The sequence below is a fragment of the Epibacterium sp. HA2-3 genome (genome assembly GCF_055693725.2).
This window is the reverse complement of the sequence record NZ_CM172490.1, coordinates 1,894,742-1,914,631: the sequence shown is the minus strand read 5'-3', so window position 1 is coordinate 1,914,631 and position 19,890 is coordinate 1,894,742. Positions and strand designations below refer to the sequence as shown.

Annotated in this window: 17 protein-coding genes and 1 riboswitch; of the genes, 13 read left to right on the top strand and 4 right to left on the bottom strand. The window is 60.6% G+C overall.

What is annotated here, in order from left to right:
* Positions 1-50 precede the first annotated feature (50 nt).
* Positions 51-129: riboswitch (SAM riboswitch) on the top strand.
* Between the two features lie 77 nt (positions 130-206).
* From metZ to ACZ1HH_RS08880, 8 genes are all read left to right on the top strand, one after another.
* Positions 207-1,394: an O-succinylhomoserine sulfhydrylase gene (gene metZ, locus ACZ1HH_RS08915; protein WP_416368745.1), complete on the top strand. Its 1,188-nt coding sequence runs from the start codon at positions 207-209 to the stop codon at positions 1,392-1,394.
* A gap of 201 nt (positions 1,395-1,595) precedes the next feature.
* On the top strand, positions 1,596-2,699 hold the full coding sequence (folE2, locus tag ACZ1HH_RS08910; protein WP_472636431.1) for a GTP cyclohydrolase FolE2: 1,104 nt from the start codon (positions 1,596-1,598) through the stop codon (positions 2,697-2,699).
* Positions 2,700-2,924: 225 nt separating this feature from the next.
* A complete protein-coding gene (locus ACZ1HH_RS08905; protein ID WP_472636430.1) occupies positions 2,925-3,692 on the top strand; it encodes a hypothetical protein in 768 nt (255 codons plus the stop codon).
* A gap of 47 nt (positions 3,693-3,739) precedes the next feature.
* Positions 3,740-5,188, top strand: a complete 1,449-nt coding sequence (locus ACZ1HH_RS08900) for a TrkH family potassium uptake protein (RefSeq protein ID WP_472636429.1) — start codon at positions 3,740-3,742, stop codon at positions 5,186-5,188.
* Between the two features lie 134 nt (positions 5,189-5,322).
* Positions 5,323-6,561, top strand: coding sequence for an aspartate kinase (locus tag ACZ1HH_RS08895; protein WP_472636428.1), 1,239 nt, complete (start codon positions 5,323-5,325; stop codon positions 6,559-6,561).
* A 344-nt stretch (positions 6,562-6,905) separates the two neighbouring features.
* The gene (gene ptsP, locus ACZ1HH_RS08890) at positions 6,906-9,146 is read left to right on the top strand and encodes a phosphoenolpyruvate--protein phosphotransferase (RefSeq protein WP_416368741.1); all 2,241 of its coding nucleotides are present in this window, start codon (positions 6,906-6,908) and stop codon (positions 9,144-9,146) included.
* Between the two features lie 571 nt (positions 9,147-9,717).
* On the top strand, positions 9,718-11,430 hold the full coding sequence (locus ACZ1HH_RS08885) for a thiamine pyrophosphate-binding protein (protein WP_472636427.1): 1,713 nt from the start codon (positions 9,718-9,720) through the stop codon (positions 11,428-11,430).
* 109 nt (positions 11,431-11,539) lie between these two features.
* A complete protein-coding gene (locus tag ACZ1HH_RS08880; protein ID WP_472636426.1) occupies positions 11,540-12,163 on the top strand; it encodes a glutathione S-transferase family protein in 624 nt (207 codons plus the stop codon).
* A gap of 22 nt (positions 12,164-12,185) precedes the next feature.
* Here the strand turns inward: ACZ1HH_RS08880 and ACZ1HH_RS08875 are convergent, their stop codons facing one another.
* From ACZ1HH_RS08875 to ACZ1HH_RS08860, 4 genes are all read right to left on the bottom strand, one after another.
* Complete coding sequence (locus ACZ1HH_RS08875) at positions 12,186-13,112, bottom strand: DUF2927 domain-containing protein (RefSeq protein ID WP_472637317.1); 927 nt, start codon at positions 13,110-13,112, stop codon at positions 12,186-12,188.
* 37 nt (positions 13,113-13,149) lie between these two features.
* Complete coding sequence (locus ACZ1HH_RS08870) at positions 13,150-14,340, bottom strand: toxic anion resistance protein (RefSeq protein ID WP_487320246.1); 1,191 nt, start codon at positions 14,338-14,340, stop codon at positions 13,150-13,152.
* A 22-nt stretch (positions 14,341-14,362) separates the two neighbouring features.
* Entirely contained in the window at positions 14,363-15,271 is a 909-nt protein-coding gene (locus ACZ1HH_RS08865) for a 5-bromo-4-chloroindolyl phosphate hydrolysis family protein (protein WP_472636425.1), read from the bottom strand.
* 166 nt (positions 15,272-15,437) lie between these two features.
* A complete protein-coding gene (locus ACZ1HH_RS08860; protein WP_472636424.1) occupies positions 15,438-16,706 on the bottom strand; it encodes a pseudouridine synthase in 1,269 nt (422 codons plus the stop codon).
* Between the two features lie 107 nt (positions 16,707-16,813).
* Here ACZ1HH_RS08860 and ACZ1HH_RS08855 point away from each other — a divergent pair, with 107 nt between their 5' ends.
* The 5 genes from ACZ1HH_RS08855 (at position 16,814) to ACZ1HH_RS08835 (ending at position 19,695) form a co-directional block, all read left to right on the top strand.
* On the top strand, positions 16,814-17,266 hold the full coding sequence (locus tag ACZ1HH_RS08855; RefSeq protein WP_472636423.1) for a nucleoside deaminase: 453 nt from the start codon (positions 16,814-16,816) through the stop codon (positions 17,264-17,266).
* Positions 17,263-18,105 (top strand): aminoglycoside phosphotransferase family protein, encoded by an 843-nt coding sequence (locus ACZ1HH_RS08850; protein ID WP_472636422.1) that lies wholly within the window; start codon positions 17,263-17,265, stop codon positions 18,103-18,105. Before ACZ1HH_RS08855 ends, ACZ1HH_RS08850 begins: the two co-directional genes overlap by 4 nt.
* Positions 18,106-18,201: 96 nt before the next feature.
* A complete protein-coding gene (locus ACZ1HH_RS08845; protein WP_472636421.1) occupies positions 18,202-18,771 on the top strand; it encodes a TetR/AcrR family transcriptional regulator in 570 nt (189 codons plus the stop codon).
* Between the two features lie 31 nt (positions 18,772-18,802).
* Complete coding sequence (locus tag ACZ1HH_RS08840) at positions 18,803-19,096, top strand: YciI family protein (RefSeq protein ID WP_472636420.1); 294 nt, start codon at positions 18,803-18,805, stop codon at positions 19,094-19,096.
* Positions 19,093-19,695 carry a DNA-3-methyladenine glycosylase I gene (locus ACZ1HH_RS08835; protein ID WP_472636419.1) on the top strand — a complete coding sequence of 201 codons (603 nt, stop codon included), beginning with the start codon at positions 19,093-19,095 and terminating at the stop codon, positions 19,693-19,695. The genes ACZ1HH_RS08840 and ACZ1HH_RS08835 overlap by 4 nt, the downstream gene beginning before the upstream one ends.
* Positions 19,696-19,890 lie beyond the last annotated feature (195 nt).

Sequence of the window (19,890 nt, the reverse complement as noted above, 5' to 3'; positions counted from 1 at the left end):
TGGCGCAGGGGGGAGTATGAGCGCGGCACAAAGGGGCCTCCATTGGCCCATCAAGACCCCGTGGCGATTTGTTTACCGGATTGCGGGCCACGTAAAACAAGCCGCTAAAGAGGTCAGGACGACGGGACTCCCTTTCGCTTGGCCGAACGGGAGTTTTTTTATGCGCGGCACGGCCCCGAGGGGCGCTGACCGGCGGAGGCAAGACGATGACAGAGAGCTGGAATAAACGCACCAAACTGGTCCATGGCGGTACCCGACGCAGCCAGTACAACGAGGTCAGCGAAGCGATCTTTCTGACCCAGGGGTTTGTGTACGACAGTGCAGAGCAGGCGGAGGCCCGGTTCATCGAGACCGGTGCGGATGAATTCATCTACGCCCGCTATGGCAATCCGACCGTGGCAATGTTTGAAGAGCGCATCGCCCTTTTAGAAGGGGCCGAGGATGCCTTTGCAACCGCATCCGGCATGGCGGCGGTGAATGGCGCGCTCACGTCGATCCTGAAGGCTGGCGACCATGTGGTCTCTGCCAAGGCGCTCTTTGGGTCCTGTCTCTATATTCTCGAAAACATCCTGACCCGGTATGGGGTCGAGGTGACATTCGTCGACGGCACCGATCTGGACCAGTGGCGCGCTGCCGTGCGCCCGGACACCAAGGCCGTGTTCTTTGAGAGCATGTCAAACCCAACGCTGGAAGTCATTGACATTGAAGGCGTTGCCGAGATCGCCCATGCGGTCGGCGCAACCGTTGTGGTGGATAATGTGTTCTCTACTCCGGTGTTTTCCAATGCCATCGCGCAAGGCGCGGATGTGGTGGTCTATTCGGCCACCAAACATATCGACGGGCAGGGGCGTGCGCTTGGCGGCGTGGTGCTTGGCACCAAGGATTACATTCGCGGCACGCTCGAACCCTACATGAAACATACCGGCGGCTCGCTGAGCCCGTTTCATGCCTGGATGTTCGTCAAGGGGCTTGAGACCATTGATCTGCGCGTCAATGCTCAGGCTGCCAGCGCGCTCAAGATCGCCGAGGCCTTTGAGAGCCATCCGGCCTTGGCACGCACCATCTATCCGGGCCTGAAAACCCACGCGCAGAATGCGCTGGTGCAGCGCCAGCTTGGAGGCAAGGGTGGGACGGTGCTGTCGCTCGACCTCAAGGGCGGCAAGGAGGCGGCCTTCGCCTTTCTCAATGCGCTCTCCATTCCGGTGATCTCCAATAATCTGGGCGATGCCAAATCCATTGCCACCCATCCGGCTACCACCACGCACCAACGTCTTTCCGAGGCGCAGCGCGCAGAACTCGGGATCACCGATGGTCTGGTGCGGTTTTCGGTCGGGCTTGAGGATGCGGATGATCTGATCGCGGATCTGTCACAGGCGCTGCAAACGCTGGCGTGACCCTGGAGCTTCGTGTGGCTCGCGCCCCGCGGGGCGCCGCCACATTTGGAGTTTGACATAAAATGTCCGGACCCACTTTGGTGCAAAAGGTCAGATCAGTGACCTTTTGGGGCGTTTTTTGGTGATCTACTTTGTGTTTATTGACGTACTACCCTAGATGATTGTGAACAGGCATTTGCTGCTGGGACAGGAGTACGGGTTATGAATATTCATTCTCGTGATGTAAACGAAACGCCAGATCGCTCGGACGCGGAACAAGCGCTTGCGGTGCTGCGGCGCTGGGCGGGCGAAGCAAGCGAGACCGAAGTGGCGCAGCTCGACCCTGCGATTGCGCGCCTGCTGCCTGGGCAGGAATTGCAGAATTACCCCGACCTCAAGCGCCAGTATCCGGACGACTTTGATGCAAACGAGTCCTACCGCGCCACGCTCCCGGATCTTCAGAACGGCCCTTCCAGCCTGATCCGCGGCGCCAAGGAGCAGATCCAGCATGTCGGTATCTCCAATTTCCGCCTGCCGATCCGGTTCCATACGCGGGACAACGGTGATCTGACGCTCGAGACCAGCGTAACCGGCACCGTCAGCTTGGATGCGGAGAAAAAAGGCATCAACATGTCGCGCATCATGCGCAGCTTTTACAAACATGCTGAGAAGGTCTTTTCTTTCGACGTGATGGAAGCCGCTCTTGAGGATTATCTGAGCGATCTTGAGAGTGGCGACGCGCGGCTGCAGATGCGGTTTTCCTTCCCTGTGAAGGTGGAGAGCCTGCGCTCGGGTCTTTCGGGCTATCAGTATTACGACGTGGCGCTGGAACTGGTGCAGATGGCTGGGCAACGCCATCGCATCGTGCATCTGGACTATGTCTATTCTTCGACCTGCCCGTGCTCGCTTGAGCTTTCAGAACATGCCCGTCAGGCGCGTGGACAGCTGGCGACCCCGCACTCGCAGCGCTCTGTTGCGCGGATTTCCGTGCAGATGGAACAGGATGGCGGCTGTTTGTGGTTCGAGGATCTGATCGATCATTGCCGTCGCGCGGTGCCGACCGAGACGCAGGTGATGGTGAAACGCGAAGACGAACAGGCATTTGCGGAGTTGAACGCGGCCAACCCGATCTTTGTCGAAGATGCGGCGCGCCTCTTTTGTGAAGCGCTTCAGAGCGATGCGCGGGTGGGGGATTTTCGGGTTGTGGCGAGCCATCAGGAAAGCCTGCACAGCCATGACGCGGTCTCTGTGCTGACGCAGGGCACGATGTTTGCGGCGCCGAGCCTCGACCCGCAGCTATTCTCGACTTTGATCCATCGCGGTTAGGGTCGGATGCGAGGGGCGCTGCCCCTCGCGCTCCCCGAGGTATTTTCAAAAAGATGAAAGCATAGGCCCTCCCGGGAGGATGGGCTTGTTTTTGCCGCGGTGCGGCATTTTTCTGCCGCTGCGAAGGGATCTCGTGTTAACGTGAGTCGCAAGGGGGCGCTTGCGTCGGATGAGCGGGCGCCTGGCCTGTTTATGTGCGACAATGATCGACCCTGAGGAGATCTCATGATCCGGTTTGAAGGTTTTAAGGACATCCCGACCACCCCGCAGGCATGGGCTGGCTATGCGCTGGGGCGGCAGTTGAGAATGATGCGAGCGCTGGCAACACTGGCGGCAGACGCGCCGCAGCGTCAGCTTGAGATGACGCAGGCGCTATTGAAAGCGCAACAGGAATGGATCAGCGGCTTGCCAAATGCGACGGCGGCAGCTGGAGAGGACGCAGTTGCGCCCGCCCGGAAACCGCCTGAGCCGCGTAAACCTGCGGCCCGCAAGCCCGCAGCCCGTAAAGTGAACACACGTACGGCGTCCACAAAGACCACGTCGAGAAATACGACTGCGAGTAAGGCCACGTCGACCAAGGCCAGCTCTGCAAAGACTGCGGCGCCGCAAACGCCCGCCCCCAAAACACCCGGCCCCAAAACACCCGCCCAAAAGGCACCTGCTCGAAAGACAACGGCGCGAAAGGCTGCGGCAGCGAAAGCTCAGCCCGCCTCAGCGTCGGGGCAACCCACCGCAGTGGCCGCGCCAGCGTCACCTGCTGAAGGCTCTGCGCGCAAGACCCCGCCCGCGACAAAGGCCAAGGCGGATACGCCCGCTGCAGCCGAACAAAAAACCGCGCCAGAGGTGAAAGACGTGTCCCGGCCCGAGGGCGCGGCTGCAGCCTCCGGCACAACGCAGGCGCCCGCGCGCAAACGTCCGCGCGCCCCGTCGGCACCGCCAGCGATGCCTGCGACAGCGGCGCACAACACAGAGGACACAAAGAGCGAGTCGTGATCGCTTTGGCTTGACAGTTCGAGCGGGGGTTGCCAACGCTGCCCGTCATGTTGGATCTGCGCCCCGTCGGATATGTCATTGGCCTGCTCGTCGTCATTTTGGGCGGCACCATGGTTTTCCCACTCCTCCTTGATCTTTACGATGGCAAGGGGGAGTGGCCTGTGTTTCTCGAAAGCGCCCTCTTCTGTTTTCTGGTCGGAGGGGTTTTGGCCTTGACCTGCGCCAATGGGGTAGGGCGGGGATTGTCGATCCGCCAGACCTTTTTGCTCACCACATTGGTCTGGGTGGTGCTGCCGATTTTTGGCGCGTTGCCCTTGATGCTGGGAGCAACCGAACTGAGTTTCACTGATGCCTTTTTTGAGGCGATGTCGGGGCTGACGACCACCGGGTCAACGGTGATCTCGGGGCTTGATGATCTGCCGCGCGGTCTGTTACTGTGGCGGGGCATCCTGCAATGGCTGGGGGGCATCGGCATCATTGTGGTCGCCATGGTGTTCCTGCCGGAGCTCCGGGTCGGGGGCATGCAGATCTTTAAATCCGAAGCCTTTGACACGATGGGGAAAATCCTCCCGCGTGCACAGGAAATCGCCAAGCAGATCTCGGTGATCTACCTCGTGCTCACATTGGTCTGTGCGCTGGTTTACACGGTCCTGGGCATGGGGCTTTTTGATGCGGTGGTGCATGCGATGACCACCATGTCGACGGGCGGGTTCTCCAATTACGACGCGTCTTTTGGCACGTTTTCCGGTCCGGCGGAGTATGCCGCCGCCATCTTTATGGTGGTCGCGGCTCTCCCGTTTGTGCGCTATGTGCAGATGGTCAACGGCAAGACCCTGCCGCTGTTTCAGGACTCGCAGGTGCGGGCCTTCATGGCGACGATCCTTGTGCTTGTGGGCATCACCGCCGGGGTGCTTGTGACCATCTTCCCGCATCATCCCGAGCAGGCCGTGCGCGAAGCCCTGTTCAACATCATCTCCATCATGTCCGGAACCGGCTATGCCAGTGTCGACTACATGGCCTGGGGGCCGTTCCTGATCATGATCTTCTTTTTTATCGGGCTCATTGGGGGCTGCGCGGGCTCGACCGCCTGTTCGGTGAAGATCTTCCGCTACCAGCTTCTCTTTGCCTCGATCCGGGTGCAGGTGCAGCGCATCCGCTCGCCCAACGGCGTCTTTGTGCCGCGCTATGAGGGGCGACCGGTCACACCCGATGTTCTGAGCTCGGTGATCTCGTTTTTCATGTTCTTCGTCATCACGCTGGGCATCGTGGCCTGGGCGCTGGCGCTGACGGGGCTCGACTTCATCACCGCCATCTCGGGGGCCGCAACAGCGGTTGCCAATATCGGTCCCGGCCTCGGTGATATCATCGGGCCTGCGGGGAACTTTGCCCCGCTCAATGACACCGCCAAGTGGATTTTGGCCATTGCCATGCTGATCGGGCGACTGGAGCTGATGGCGGTTTATGCGATCCTGACGGTTCGTTTCTGGCGCAGCTAGGCCAATCCGGGGCTGAAGGTTGCTCAAAACGCCCTGCGCCTTGAAATAAAGGGCTGGGCCATCTTGCTCTTGCGCGGGTGCTCGCCTAAGAACGCGCGAACCTTAACCCCGCAAGCGGAGGGAAATCACACCTCATGCCCCTACTTGTGATGAAATTCGGCGGCACATCCGTCGCCAATCTGGACCGCATTCGCCGCGCTGCCAAACGCGTTGGTGTCGAAGTGGCCAAGGGCTATGACGTGATCGTCATTGTCTCCGCCATGTCCGGCAAGACCAACGAGCTGGTCGGCTGGGTGGGGGAGACCTCGCCGCTTTATGATGCGCGTGAATATGATGCGGTTGTATCCTCTGGTGAGAATGTGACCGCGGGCCTCATGGCGTTGACGCTGCAAGAGATGGACGTGCCCGCGCGCAGCTGGCAGGGCTGGCAAGTGCCGCTCAAGACCAACTCGGCCCACAGCCAGGCCCGGATCGAAGAGATCGGCACAGAGAACATCAACCAGAAGTTCGGCGAAGGCATGAAAGTGGCCGTTGTTGCGGGTTTTCAGGGGATTTCTCCCGAAGGTCGCATCACCACCCTCGGGCGCGGCGGCTCTGACACCACAGCGGTGGCTTTTGCGGCGGCCTTCGGGGCGGAGCGCTGCGATATCTACACCGATGTGGACGGCGTCTATACCACCGACCCGCGCATCTGCGAAAAGGCACGCAAGCTCGACAAGATCGCCTTTGAGGAAATGCTGGAGCTGGCATCCTTGGGCGCCAAGGTGCTGCAAACCCGCTCTGTCGAGCTGGCGATGCGCTACAAGGTGAAGCTGCGCGTGCTCTCGAGCTTTGAAGAACAGTCCGACGAGGCCGGAACCCTGGTCTGCGACGAGGAGGAAATCATGGAATCCAATGTTGTTAACGGCGTTGCCTACTCGCGGGATGAGGCCAAACTGACCTGTCTTTCGGTCGCGGACCGTCCGGGCATCGCGGCGACAATTTTTGGCTGCCTCTCGGATGCCGGCGTCAACGTCGATATGATCGTGCAGAACATCTCTGAAGATGGGCGCACGGATATGACGTTCTCTTGCCCCACGGATCAGGTACAGCGCGCGGAATTGGCCCTGAACGCCTACAAAGAAAAGGGCGAGCTTAACTTTGCTGAACTTGTGGCGGACACCGGTGTTGCGAAGATTTCGGTGGTGGGCATCGGCATGCGATCGCAGTCCGGTGTGGCCGCCAAGATGTTCAAGGTCCTCTCGGATGAGGGCATCAACATCAAGGTGATCACCACCTCCGAGATCAAGATTTCGGTGCTGGTGGACCGCAAATACATGGAGCTCGCCGTGCAGGCCCTGCATGACGCCTTTGAGCTCGACAAAGCCAGCTGATCGTGACTTTTATGCCAAGACAGAAACGCCGGAGGGAGACCTTCGGCGTTTTTGTTTTTGGCTAATTCATTGAGTTTACTCACTCTCTTTGCTGCGGTGCAGCTAAGGATGTGAGGTTGAAACGACCGCGCCGAACTCTTGGGCAAACTTCTTTGGCAACGCCGCGGAAGCAGGAAAACCTCTTGCAAGCGCCCCGGTCTGCCGACACATTGCCTTTGACCTTGCGGTGCAGTGTTCGCAGTTGATGCGCATAAGCGTCATCTGCTATTCAGAACGCCGGACCGCGAGCGGGTGAGAAACAGGGCATCCGCAGTGTCGAAGAAGAAACCCGGGAAAGGGCCCACATGGTTGAGAACACGGAATCCGAAAGCCGCAAGCTTCTGGGTCGTCTGCGCGAGGCCATGGCAGGGGATGACGCCGGACAAGCGCGCCTCGACAAGATTACGCAGCTGATAGCCGACAGTATGGGCACCGAAGTGTGCTCTATCTATCTGTTTCGCGACGAAGATACGCTCGAACTCTGCGCCACCGAAGGGCTCAACCGCGAGTCCGTGCACCAGACTCGCATGCGCGTGGGCGAGGGGCTTGTGGGGCGTGTGGCGCGCACGGGCAAGGTGATCAACACCCCCGATGCGCCAAGCGCGCGGGGCTTTCGCTATATGCCGGAAACCGGCGAGGAGCGCTTCTCCTCATTCCTGGGTATCCCCATCCAGCGCCTTGGCGAGATGATGGGCGTTCTTGTGGTGCAATCCAAGGAAAGCCGCGAATATTCCGCGGACGCGGTCTATGCCCTTGAAGTTGTTGCAATGGTTATCGCCGAGATGACCGAACTTGGGGCCTTTGTGGGCGAGGGCTCTGCCATGTCGCCCCTGCACCAGCAATCTGTGCTCTTGAAGGGTATCGCCGCGCAGGAGGGGGCCGCCGAGGGCAATATCTGGCTGCATGAGCCCCGCGTTGTGGTGACGAACCCGATTGCGGACGATCCGCATCGGGAGCTGGAGCGCCTGCAGGAGGCCGTTGAGGAGCTGCGGGTGGGTGTCGACAAGATGCTGCAGGTCTCCTCGAGCGGTGACAAGGAACAGGCACAGGTCCTTGAAACTTATCGCATGTTTGCCAACTCCAAAGGCTGGATGCGGCGCATGGAAGAGGACATTGCCCGTGGCCTGAGCGCCGAAGCTGCAGTTGAAAAAGAACAATCCCTTGCAAGAGGCCGCATGGCGCAGGTTCAGGACGCGTATTTGCGTGAGCGCCTGAGCGATCTGGACGATCTGTCGAACCGCCTGCTGCGTATTTTGACCGGTCAGGGCAAGGATACCGGCGCAGAACTGCCGGAAAATCCCATCCTGGTCGCGCGCAATATCGGTCCGGCCGAATTGTTGGAATATGGTAGGTCTTTGAAGGGAATTATCCTTGAAGAGGGCTCTGTAGGTTCGCATGCGGCAATTGTAGCGCGGGCATTGGCGATCCCATTGGTGGTGCGTGTGGCCCGGATCACCACCGAAGGGCTTAACGGGGATCATGTTTTGGTGGACGGGGACAACGCTGTTGTGCACCTGCGCCCCGATGATCCTGTCGTCAGCGCCTTTCGCGATAAGATTGCGATGCAAGCGAAGGCCCAGGAACGGTATTCGTCGATACGTGAGAAACCTGCGATAACGGTCGATGGAAAAAGAATTAACCTGATGATGAACGCAGGGTTGATGGCTGATCTGCCTTCGCTCGAGAATTCTGGCGCAGAGGGGGTTGGTCTGTTTCGCACTGAGCTGCAGTTCCTGGTGCGCAATCAGATGCCCAAACGCTCCGAGCTCAAGGGGCTCTACCAGCGTGTGCTGGAGGCTGCAGGTGGCAAACGCGTGGTGTTTCGCACCCTCGACATCGGGTCCGACAAGGTTCTGCCCTATATGAAGCCCACCGACGAGCCGAACCCAGCCTTGGGATGGCGCGCAATTCGGGTTGGATTGGACAAACCCGGTGTGATGCGGATGCAGCTACAGGCGCTGATCCGCGCGGCCAACGGCGGGCCTCTTACGGTGATGTTCCCATTTGTGGCACAATTCGAGGAATACCGCCTCGCGCGCGAAGAGGTGAACAAGACCATCGAACGCGAGCGCCGGTTGGGGCATGTCCTGCCCTCCACGCTCGAGATCGGCGCCATGCTGGAGACCCCATCGCTTGGGTTTGCACCGCTCAAGTTCTTTGAGGAAGTCGATTTTCTGTCGATTGGCGGCAATGATCTCAAGCAGTTCTTCTTTGCGGCGGATCGTGAAAACGAACGGGTGCGACGGCGCTATGACACGCTCAACGTGAGCTTCCTGAGCTTTATCGAGCGGATCGTGGAACGCTGCGACATTTCCGGCACGCCGCTGAGCTTTTGTGGTGAGGATGCCGGCCGCCCGATCGAAGCCGTGTGTCTTGCAGCCATGGGGATCCGCACCCTTTCGATGCGTCCGGCCTCGATCGGCCCGGTCAAATCTCTGCTGATGCGCGTGGATCTTGGGGAACTGCGCAAGATCATCTCTGATGCGCGTCATCGTGGTGATCAAACGGTGCGACCGGCGGTCATGCAGTACCTCCGCGAACTTTGATCCATTGGCCGCCATCCTGCCCCGGCCTGTGGACGGCGGTTATGTCTTCTTAAGGAAAATGTGGTTGTACCTTTGCCTCGAAGAGGCGGGTATTTCGCGGCCAAACGATGCCTTTTGGCACGACTAGGTGTTCTCCTAATCATACAATTTTTGGAGTAATTCCGCTCAAAGTCGAAATAAGTTTACAAATTTATACAATTTCGAGGATTTGGGGTTTCAGTTGCGGAACGCGGAAAATTGCGGTTATTTGGGTCAAGATCGGACAGTTCGCGCGCTTCTGAGACGGTCAAATGAGGGCAAAATCAGCTTCGGTTTTTGTCTCGAAGGACAGTATGGATTTTTCCACTTTGAGAACGCCCCTCAAGTGGTTGTAATTTAGTTAAAATCCTTAAGGTATCCACAGAGTTGCGGACCTTATCCACAGTCATTCCCAAGGCCATGACGACACATGGGGTGTGTATTCGTCACTTTGACGAACTTTCCGTAAATTTGGCGAAACCACCTTCGGCGGGGCTAGGATTGAGCCCGCCAATGGATATGATCGCGCCGTTCAGGAGAGGAAGACGAACAGATGTCCAGCGACACAGCACAGCCCGCATCCACCCCGCGTCGTAGCGGTGGCAGAGTTCTTGCAGATCAGTTGCAGATTCTAGGGGCAGACACGATTTATTGCGTCCCCGGTGAGAGTTATCTGGAGTTGCTGGACGGGCTTCACGCCCACCAGAAGAGCATCAACGTGGTGACTTGTCGCCACGAATCCGGTGCCTCAAACATGGCCGATGCCTATGGTAAGCTGACCGGAAAGCCCGGCGTCTGTGCTGTGACACGCGGGCCGGGGGCGACCAATGCCTCTAATGGGGTCCACACCGCGTTTCAGGACTCAACGCCTATGATCCTGCTGATCGGGCAGGTGGGGCGCGAGATGGTGGATCGTGAAGCGTTCCAAGAGATTGATTACCGGCGCATGTTTGGCCAAATGGCCAAATGGGTAGCGCAGATCGATGATGCAGCCCGCATCCCCGAATATATGGCGCGCGCTTGGAAAACCGCGCTTTCTGGTCGTCCCGGGCCGGTGGTTTTGGCGCTGCCAGAGGACATGCTGACCGATGAGGTAACGGTTGCAGATCTGCGGGTGACGCCGCCCGCGCGTCCGGCCCCTGCCGCGCATGATATCGAGACGCTCTCGGCCATGATCGCCCGCGCCAAAAAGCCTATGCTGATGGTAGGCGGGCCAAGCTGGAGCGAGGCCTGTGCAGATAAAGCGCTGGCCTTTGCAGAGCGTTTGGGCCTGCCGGTCACGACATCCTTTCGCAGTCAGGACTATGTAAACAACGGTCACGACAATTATGTCGGCCCGGTTGGCATCGCCCCAATTCCCAATCTTCGTAAACGGTTGCGTGAAGAGGTTGATCTTCTGATAACGGTTGGCCCGCGCCTTGGCGAGATGACGACCCAAGGCTACGAGCTCATCGATATTCCGCATCCGCAGATGACCTTTGTGCATGTGCATCCGGGTGCTGAGGAGTTGGGACAAGTCTATCAGCCCGATCTTGCGATCCAGTCCGACCCTGAGCTGTTCTTTGACGCTGCCGAGGCGATTACTCTGCCGAGCCAGCCCGAAGGCTGGGCGGAATGGGTGCAGCAGCAGCGAGCGGATTATCTCGCCTTTCAGACCCCGACCGAGGTGCCGGGGGATGTGAACATGGGCCATGTGGTGCGCCACATGAGTGAAACGCTGCCCGAGGACACGATCTACACCAACGGGGCCGGGAACTATACGGTTTGGCTGCACCGGTTCCATCAGCACCGCGCATATCGCACGCAACTCGCGCCCACCAGCGGCTCCATGGGCTACGGTGTACCGGCGGCGGTTGCGGCCAAGCTTGCGCATCCCGATCGCACCGTGGTTGCGATGGCAGGGGATGGGTGTTTCATGATGACCTCACAAGAGCTGGCCACCGCGGCGCAGCATGGTGCTGATGTCATCTATGTTGTTGTAAACAATGGCATGTACGGCACCATCCGCATGCATCAGGAACGTCATCATCCCGGCAAGGTCATGGCCACAAAGCTGGTGAACCCTGATTTTGTCGCCTATGCCGCGTCCTTTGGGATCGCGGGGGAACGGGTGCTCCGCACCGAGGATTTCCCGGCGGCGTTGGAGCGCGCCCGCACAACCAAGGGCGGCTACATGATCGAGATTGTGGTTGACCCCGAAGCCTTGACGCCAAACCAGTCGCTTTCGGCTGTACGCGCCGAAGGACAGGGCAAGGCTAACGCCTGAGGCACGCACCGCTTCGGGGCGCGCCAAACCATTCGTGACGGTGACTTGATTGACGCGGCCCCTCGGGTCGCGTCACTCTGCGCTGCAGAAACGACTCGCGGAGACCCTCATGATCGACCTATACACCTGGAACACCCCCAACGGGCGCAAGGTCTCCATCCTGCTCGAAGAGTTGAACGTACCTTATACCGCACATGCGATCGACATTGCGACGGGCGCGCAAATGGCGCCCGCGTTTCTTGCGATCAGCCCGAATAACAAGATCCCGGCCATCCGCGATCAAGAGACCGGTGTCACCTTGATGGAGTCAGGCGCGATCCTGATTTATCTTGCTGAAAAACATGGTCAATTCTTGCCGCCTGAGCAGCGGATCGAGATCTATGAATGGCTGATGTGGCAGATGGCTGGTTTTGGGCCGATGCTGGGGCAGGCGCACCATTTCCTAAAGTACAACCGTGGCGCCTCCGACTATGCAGAGGAGCGCTATGGTGCCGAGGCGCGGCGTCTCTACGGCGTTCTGGATCGCCGTCTTGAGGGGCGTGACTATATCGTCAACGACTATTCGATTGCCGATATGGCCTGTTGGCCATGGGTGTCGCGCTATGAATGGCAGGACATCGATCTACGCGATTTCCCCAATGTGCGCAGATGGTACCAGGCCATTGCGGCCCGTCCGGCCGTGCAGTGCGGATATCATGTGCCCGATCATGTCAATGAGATCCCGGAGGGTTGAGGCCCCGTTGGTCTGACGTTCTCTAGTTTGAGAGCTCTCCCATGACCTCCCGGGCCATGCGTTCGATGGCCGGGCGGGCCTCTTCTGCGCTCATTCCGACCCGAAGACGCCGGTCGTAAAGCATCTGCAAGAGTTTCTCATCATGGCTGGTAAGGCGGGCAAACTCGTCGTCGTCGTTGAAAATCGATGGCCGTGCCTTGGGACTGTCATTGCGCAGCCCAAGCCCTTGGGCGATTTCCTCGTGGATACAGCTCTCCCGCATCAAATTGGGCTGCTCCGCGCGGATCAGGGCAACACCGCGGGTGTAGTTCAGCGGATCGCTCTGGGGGCCGCCTGCAAACACCAGACAATAGAATTTACGCGGCGGTGTCGCAAAGAGTGCCACATCCCGATCCGACAGGTTTGGCAGCAGGCGGCGCACTTTGGTTTCGACAAAATCCGCGTCATCAATACCGGCAAAGAGCACGGTAAAGTTGCCGCTCGTGCCGACGGTGATCGGATGCCCGGTGATCCGTGCCAGCCGGGCGGCATAGGCGGTCAGGGAGGCTCGGTCACGCGCTTCCTGCGCCGGCGTCACCGACGGGCCAAAGACAGGGACCAGCTGCACGGGCCGTTCCCAGCGTCCCATACCCCCAGCACCGCCATCAGAGGCGCTCGCGTATTCGTCATAAAACGCAAGGGTTTCAAAGCGTTCTGCGAGATCTTCGGCGTCATAGGGCGTCTCTGGCCCGCCGCCATCCGTGCGCAAGAGCCCACGTGTCAAAAGATCCTGCTCGAGATCGGCATAGTATTTCGCCAAGGTCTGCGATTCCACCGACGGCGTATAAACCGGCGCAACAGGGCGTGGGGTGGGGCGCGGCGTGTCCTTGGGGCCGGGCGCCAGCGCCAGACACCCGCCAAGCAAGAGCGCAGCCCCCATGGCGAGAACCGCGCCCAGGGGGCGCGGCATCAATACGGTATTGGTGTCGGGCTTCACGCGGGCAGGCTCACTTTGGAACCGAGGTGGCCGCCGTGTCGCCTACCCCATCCTTGCGCGCTTTGGCAGCGGCCAGCGTGTCGCGCAGCTCTGCTTCCATTTTCTTCAGATCGGCCTCGGCCTCGGCCCGCTTGCGCTTGCCTTCATCGGCGATCTGCAGGCTTTCCTCGATGGTGCCGATCAGGTCGGCATTGGCCTGTTTGACCGCTTCGATGTCAAAGACGCCACGCTCCATTTCCTCGCGGATGACCTTGTTGCTCTCGCGCAGGTTCGCGGCATTGGCGGTCAGCAGTTCATTGGTGAGGTTGTTGGCATCGCGCACCGCATTTGCGGCCTCGGCAGACCGCTGGATCGTGACAGCCTGCGCCAACTGGGTCTCCCAGAGAGGCACGGTATTGACGAGTGTGGAGTTGATCTTGGTGACCAGAGACTTGTCGTTTTCCTGCACCAGTCGGATCGAGGGCAGCGACTGCATGGTTACCTGACGGGTGAGTTTCAGGTCGTGCACGCGGCGTTCCAGATCGTCGCGGGCCGCGCGCAGGTCGCGCAGCTCCTGCGCCTTGATGACCTGATCGTTCTCTGGTGCAGCCTCCACGGCCGCCTCAAGCGCGGGGATCTCTGTCGTGTCCAGCTCGGCCAGCTTTGCCTCGCCCGCTGCAATATAGAGCGCCAGTTCGTCGTAGAAATTCAGTGTCTTTTCATAGAGAACGTCGAGGGACTTGATGTCCTTCAGGAGCGTATGCTCATGCGCCAGAAGGCTATCGGTGATCTTGTCGATTTGCCCCTGCACGCTTTCATAACGGGCGGTGAACTTGGCAAAGGGGGCTGCGCGCCCAAGAAGACGTTCCCAGAAGGTTGGTTTGCGGCGCACGTCGAGTTCAGAGACGGAAAAGCCGCGGATGGTGGTGACGATCTCGCGCAGGGAGTCACCTGCAGGCCCCACGTCCTTGTTGCGCACATCCGTCAGCATCGCCTGCGAGATCTGTTGCAATTCACCCTGCGCGGCAGAGCCAAAGGAGATGATCGAATTGGTATCGCCCATGTCGATCTCGTCGATGCGGCGGCGGATCGCTGTGGTGGTTTCCGGGTCGGCGGCCTCGAGCGTGGCCAGCTCGCCCTTGGGGGCGGGCAGGGACACTTCGGTTACTTCCTTCACCAGCGTTTCGGCTTCTACTGCTTTTTGTTGAATCGTTTCAGACATCGGCCAGGCCTTTCCTGTCAGGTTAAGAGGGGCGGTCCAACTGGACGCCTTCGCGCTCCAGCCGGGCGCGCAACACATCAATTTCAATATTCAGATCGCCCCGGTCCTCCAGCAGGAGTTTTTCATTCCGGGCGGCGAAATTCTGTTCCAGATCGTCGAGCAGCGCGAGGTAGTCGGCGCGCGCCTCGGTGCTGCCGCTGCGGGCAAAGATATCGGCAAATTTGATCGTCGCATCCCGCGCTCCGAGCAAGTAGACGGTGAGGTACTTGCGCGCAGCGGTCAGGTCGCGGGGGTCTTCTTCGACAGTGCGGCACAGATCGCGTGCGACCGCCTGAAACTGGTCCACGCGCAGCTCGACCGAGCGGTCTTTGGCGCGCAGTACGGCGTCTTTCATGGCGGCCAGATGGGTTTCGGCCTCATCGACCACGCGCGCGACGCGGGCGCTTTGGAAGTCATCAATGCCTTCGACGCCTTTGTCGCTGAGGGGATCAAGGCCAAAGGCCGCAAGATGCAGCCCAACGCAGGCGACCCCATAAAGTGCGGCAGTGACCACGCCCGGCTCGCTGGACCACGCGCCGACCGCGCCGCCCAAACCGCAGAGACTGGCGGCAAGGATCTTGCGCGGCAGGGCAGGGCGGCGCGCCACTTTGCGGTCGTCATAGGCGGCTTCGGCCTTCAGCCCCTCGCGCAGCATCACGGCGCTTGCCGCCCAGAGCCCTGCACTGACCAAGCCCAGCACCAGACCGGCGGCGCCCGAGGCCAGCGAGAAGAGCATCATCACGGCCGCAGGCACAAACATCAGATTGGCCCGGAGCCCCACAGGGTTCACCCGCGCGGTCGCCGTCATACGAGAAGAGCTGGTCGGGCGTCCGTCGGGGCGTGCGCCATCTTGACCAGAGGGGCTGTATTTGCCGCCAAACCGCTGAGCCATGCGTCAGACCCCGACAATCCAGCCGGTCCCGATGCCAAGCATCAGGATCAACAGCGCGACATATGCGACGGTTTGCACCTCTTTCGCCCCCAAAAACGTTCCCCAACCTCTTGAAACCTAGGAGATTGCAGGCGCTCCTGCTAGGGGGAAGTCCGGCAAGGGGGGCTCAGTCCTGCGGTTTTTTGCCAAAACGGCGCCCGCCGGGGCTGAATTTGCCGCCGGATGCCCCACCGGATGCGCCATTAGGTTTACCGGATCCTCGCGCGCCCGAGCCGCCGCCCTGTTTGGTCCCAAAACTCTTGGGACCCGAGGGTTTGCCGCCCTGGCCCTTATGAGCCGCAGGTTTGCCAGCGGTTTTGCCGGTGGTTTTGCCCGAGAAGGTCTTGCCAGAAAAAACTCTGCCTTCGGGGGCTTTGACTGCGCCTTTGCCTGTCGGGCGAGCTTTGGGCGCGCCGATGCCTTTTCCAGCAGTCTTTGCGCCAGGATTGCGCGGGCCGCGTCCGGGGCGGGTGGGTTTCTTCTTGGCTTCGCCATCCCCTTCGGGTGCGGCTAGACCCAGTTGATCCCGCACCACGCGTGGGCGCAACTCCTCTACTTCGCCTTCCTTGAGCGTGCCAAGCTGGAACGGCCCATAAGAGATCCGCAGAAGCCGGTTTACCGGATAGCCAACCTCTTCCATGGCGCGGCGAATTTCGCGGTTCTTGCCTTCGCGCAGCCCTATGGTGAGCCATGCGTTGGCGCCTTGCTGGCGATCGAGCGAGATGGTCATCGGCTGAAAACGCTCGCCGTCGATCACCACGCCTTTGCGCAGCACGTCAAATTCATGATCCTGCGGGCGGCCATTGATCCGCACGCGGTAGCGGCGCAGCCAGCCTGTCGAGGGCAGCTCCAACTGGCGTTTGACGCCGCCGTCGTTGGTCAGCAGCAGCAGGCCTTCGGAATTGAGGTCAAGCCGGCCCACTGTCATCACCCGCGGCAGGTCCTCGGGCAGCGCGTCAAAGATCGTCTTGCGCCCTTTCTCGTCCGAGGTCGTGGTGACCAACCCGTTGGGCTTGTAATAGAGCCAAAGCCGCGGGGCCTCGGCCTCGGGCAGCGGATTGCCATCCACCACGATGCGATCCAGATTGGTCACATTGAGCGCGGGGCTGTCGATGACCTTGCCATTGACCGCAACGCGCCCCTCCGCAATCATCCGTTCCGCCTCGCGACGAGAGGCCACGCCTGCGCGCGACAGCACCTTGGCGATGCGGTCACCGTCTTGCGAGGGCCGCGCGTCTGCGGGTGCGCTTGCCTGCGGGCCCTTGTGCGCGCGCGGTGTCGCGGAGGGGGTGGCCTTTGGCCGGGCAGCGTTGGCGGCGCGGCGCGCGGGCGGTTTGGATGGGGTTTTCTTGCTCATGGCGCTGCCATAGCCTATTCGCGAGAGCGGCGAAAGCATCCATTACACCGGCCAGCCGCACGGACGTCCCCCAATGATGGGGCCGGAGCGTGCCAACGGGCATTGGAACGGGCGACAAAACGGGCGACAAAAGGAGCAACGCAGAGGTGGAGTTTCGATCCTTCATGGCAGAGGCGCTCGAAGAGGCGCGCGCTGCGGCCGCGCGTGGCGAAGTGCCCGTAGGCGCGGTGCTGGTGAGCCCAGAGGGCAAGGTCGTCGCGCGGGCGGGAAATCGCACCCGGGAACTCAATGATCCGACGGCCCATGCCGAGGTGCTGGCGATCCGCGCCGCCTGCGCCGCACTGGGGAGCGAGCGGCTCTTGGGGCATGATCTTTACGTGACGCTGGAGCCCTGTGCCATGTGTGCGGCTGCCATTGCAGCGGCCCGCATCGCGCGCGTTTATTACGGTGCCTCTGATCCGAAATCTGGCGGAGTTGCCCATGGCGCTTGTGTGTTCGACCATCCGCAGTCCCATCATGCGCCCGAGGTCTATGAGGGCTTCTCGGCAGCCCAATCCGAGGCGCTGTTGCGCGCGTTCTTTGCGCTACGCCGCAAATGAGGCCGCCGCCCGAGGCGCTCTTGCGGCGCTTTGGCCTCAGAGATCCTGAATGGGTTGCGGGCACCCGGCACGCGCAGGTCTGGAAGGTGCGGTTGCGCTCTGGAGATTGGGGCGCGTTGAAACACTATCCGGCGGGGCACATGGGCAACGAGGCAACAGGCCTTTTGTTTCTCGAACGCGCACAGGAGGCGGGCGCCGTGCGGGTCCTTGGGCGTAGTGCGGATGCAGTGCTGATGGAATGGCTCGACGGTCCGTCCCTTGGCGATCTTGTGCGCGATCAGATTCCTCATACGGATCAACGGCTTGAGGTAGTGGATGGCGCACTTGCAGAGGTCGCGCGCAGAGCCTTTGATGCAGCGATTTCTCCCGAAAGGCTGGCGCCCCTGGCAGAGCTGATCGCTCCCTTGCAGGCGGTACGTTTCACCGCGCCGGAGGCCCGTGCGGCGCAGGCGATGGTGTTGCCCTTGCTGGCGGATTTTTCGGCGGGTGGGGGCGAGGTCGCAGCGCTCCATGGCGATCTGCACCACGACAATGTCATCAAGACCCCAGCGGGGCTGCGCGCAATCGATCCCAAGGGGCTGGCAGGGCCGCCCGCCTATGAACTTGCCAATGCGTTTCGCCATCCGCGCGGATGCGCCGATGTCAGCGCCCGCGTGACTGTGATCCGGCGTCGCGCCATCCTCTGGGGAGAGGTCGCGGGATGCGGCGCCAGCACGCAGCTGCACTGGGCGATCCTGAAGGTGTTGCTGTCGATGCTGTGGTCCGGTGAGGAAAACCCCCGGGAGCGCTTGCTGCTGCGACAGATGCTGAAGGTTTCAGAAGATGGATTGCCAGATTAGGTCATTTGCCCTAAGAGAGCCTAGGGCAAGTGACCTAAGAAGGGTCCGCACCTGCCAATTGGTGATGTTGCCGAACTTGTGAGGGGATGTGTACCTATGGCCCAGACCAGAGAGCGCATTATCGCGCAGGCGGATGAGCTGTTCTACACGCGTGGTTTTGAGGCCACGTCCCTGGCCGACATTGCTGCGCCTCTCGGCCTGTCGCGCGGGAATTTCTATTATCATTTCAAGACAAAAGACGAGATCCTTGAGGCGGTGATCGACCTTCGGCTGGAGCGCACGGCGTTGAGGCTGCGCGCCTGGGAAACCGAGAGCGACACGCCGCTTGATCGCATCATCTGTTTCATCCGGATTCTAATTCAGAACCGCAGCAAGATCATGGCTTGGGGCTGCCCGGTGGGCACTTTGGTAAGCGAGCTCTCAAAGCTCGAGCATGTCGCACATACGCATGCGGCAGAGCTGTTCCGGCTTTTTATCGACTGGCTTGCCGAGGAGTTTCGCCGCGCCGGTCGCAAGCAGGACGCCGAGGCGTTGGCGACTCATCTGATGGGGCGCAGCCAGGGCGTCGCGGCACTGGCGCAGGCATTTGCGGATCCGGCACTGATCGAAGCAGAGGTGCAGCAGATGACAGACTGGGCGCGTCAACAGATCGCCGCGCCCGCCTGAGACACTATTCATAACACGAAGGAGGATCACCATGTTTGTGATCTGTTTGAAGTTGACCGCAGACAGGGAGCGCATCTCTGGCGTTCTTGAGGCGCACAAGACTTGGCTGGCGCAGGGATTTGAAGACGGAGTCTTCCTTCTGGCGGGCGCGCTGGATGATGGACCGGGTGGACTGATCCTGGCAGCTGGCGAGGACCGCGCCGCGTTGGAGGAGAGACTTGCGAAAGATCCTTTTGTGCGCGACGGGCTGGTTGCGGTGGATATCACCGCCTTTACCCCGTCACAGGCGGATGCGCGACTTTCATTTCTCAAGGTGGCAGCATGAGCCGAACTGTTACAGGCGGGGATGGCCGCATGCGCTGCGCCTGGTCTGCCTCGGCCCCGGAGTTTGACGCCTACCATGACACAGAGTGGGGGTTTCCCGTGGGGGATGATCGACGGCTCTTTGAAAAGATCTGCCTTGAGAGTTTCCAATCTGGGCTGAGCTGGCGCACGATCCTAGCCAAGCGCGAGAATTTTCGCGCTGCCTTTGATGGTTTCGATTATCACGCGATGGCGGCCTACGGACCTGAAAAGGTCGCGGCGCTGCTGCAAGATGCGGGGATCATTCGTCATCGCGGCAAGATCGAGGCGGTGATCAATAACGCGGCGCGGGCGGTGGAGATGGAGCAAAGCGAGGGCGCGCTCGCGGCGTTTTTCTGGCGCTACGAGGTGGAGACCCCACCCGAGCCGCAGACGGTCTCGACCTGTCCTGAATCGGTGGCCCTGTCAAAAGAGCTGAAGACGCGCGGCTGGAAATTTGTCGGACCTACGACCTGTTTTGCCTTCATGCAGGCCATGGGGCTGGTGAATGACCACGCGGTGGGTTGCTATTGCCGCGCGCTCGCGGCGAAAGCGCGCCAGGGTTTTGCCAAACCGGTCTGATCAGCGCGCCGAACTCCTGCGGTTTGAAGCCAAGGGATTAGAGACACGTCGAGGGTGTCATTTGAGGGTGTCGCTTTGGGCTGTGCCCAAAGCGACCCGCGCCGCGCGCCCGTCGGGCGCGCGGCGCTTGGCCCAACGGGAAGCGTGGTTTTTTATAAACAACGCTGACGGGCGGGAGGTCACCCGCCTGTCAGT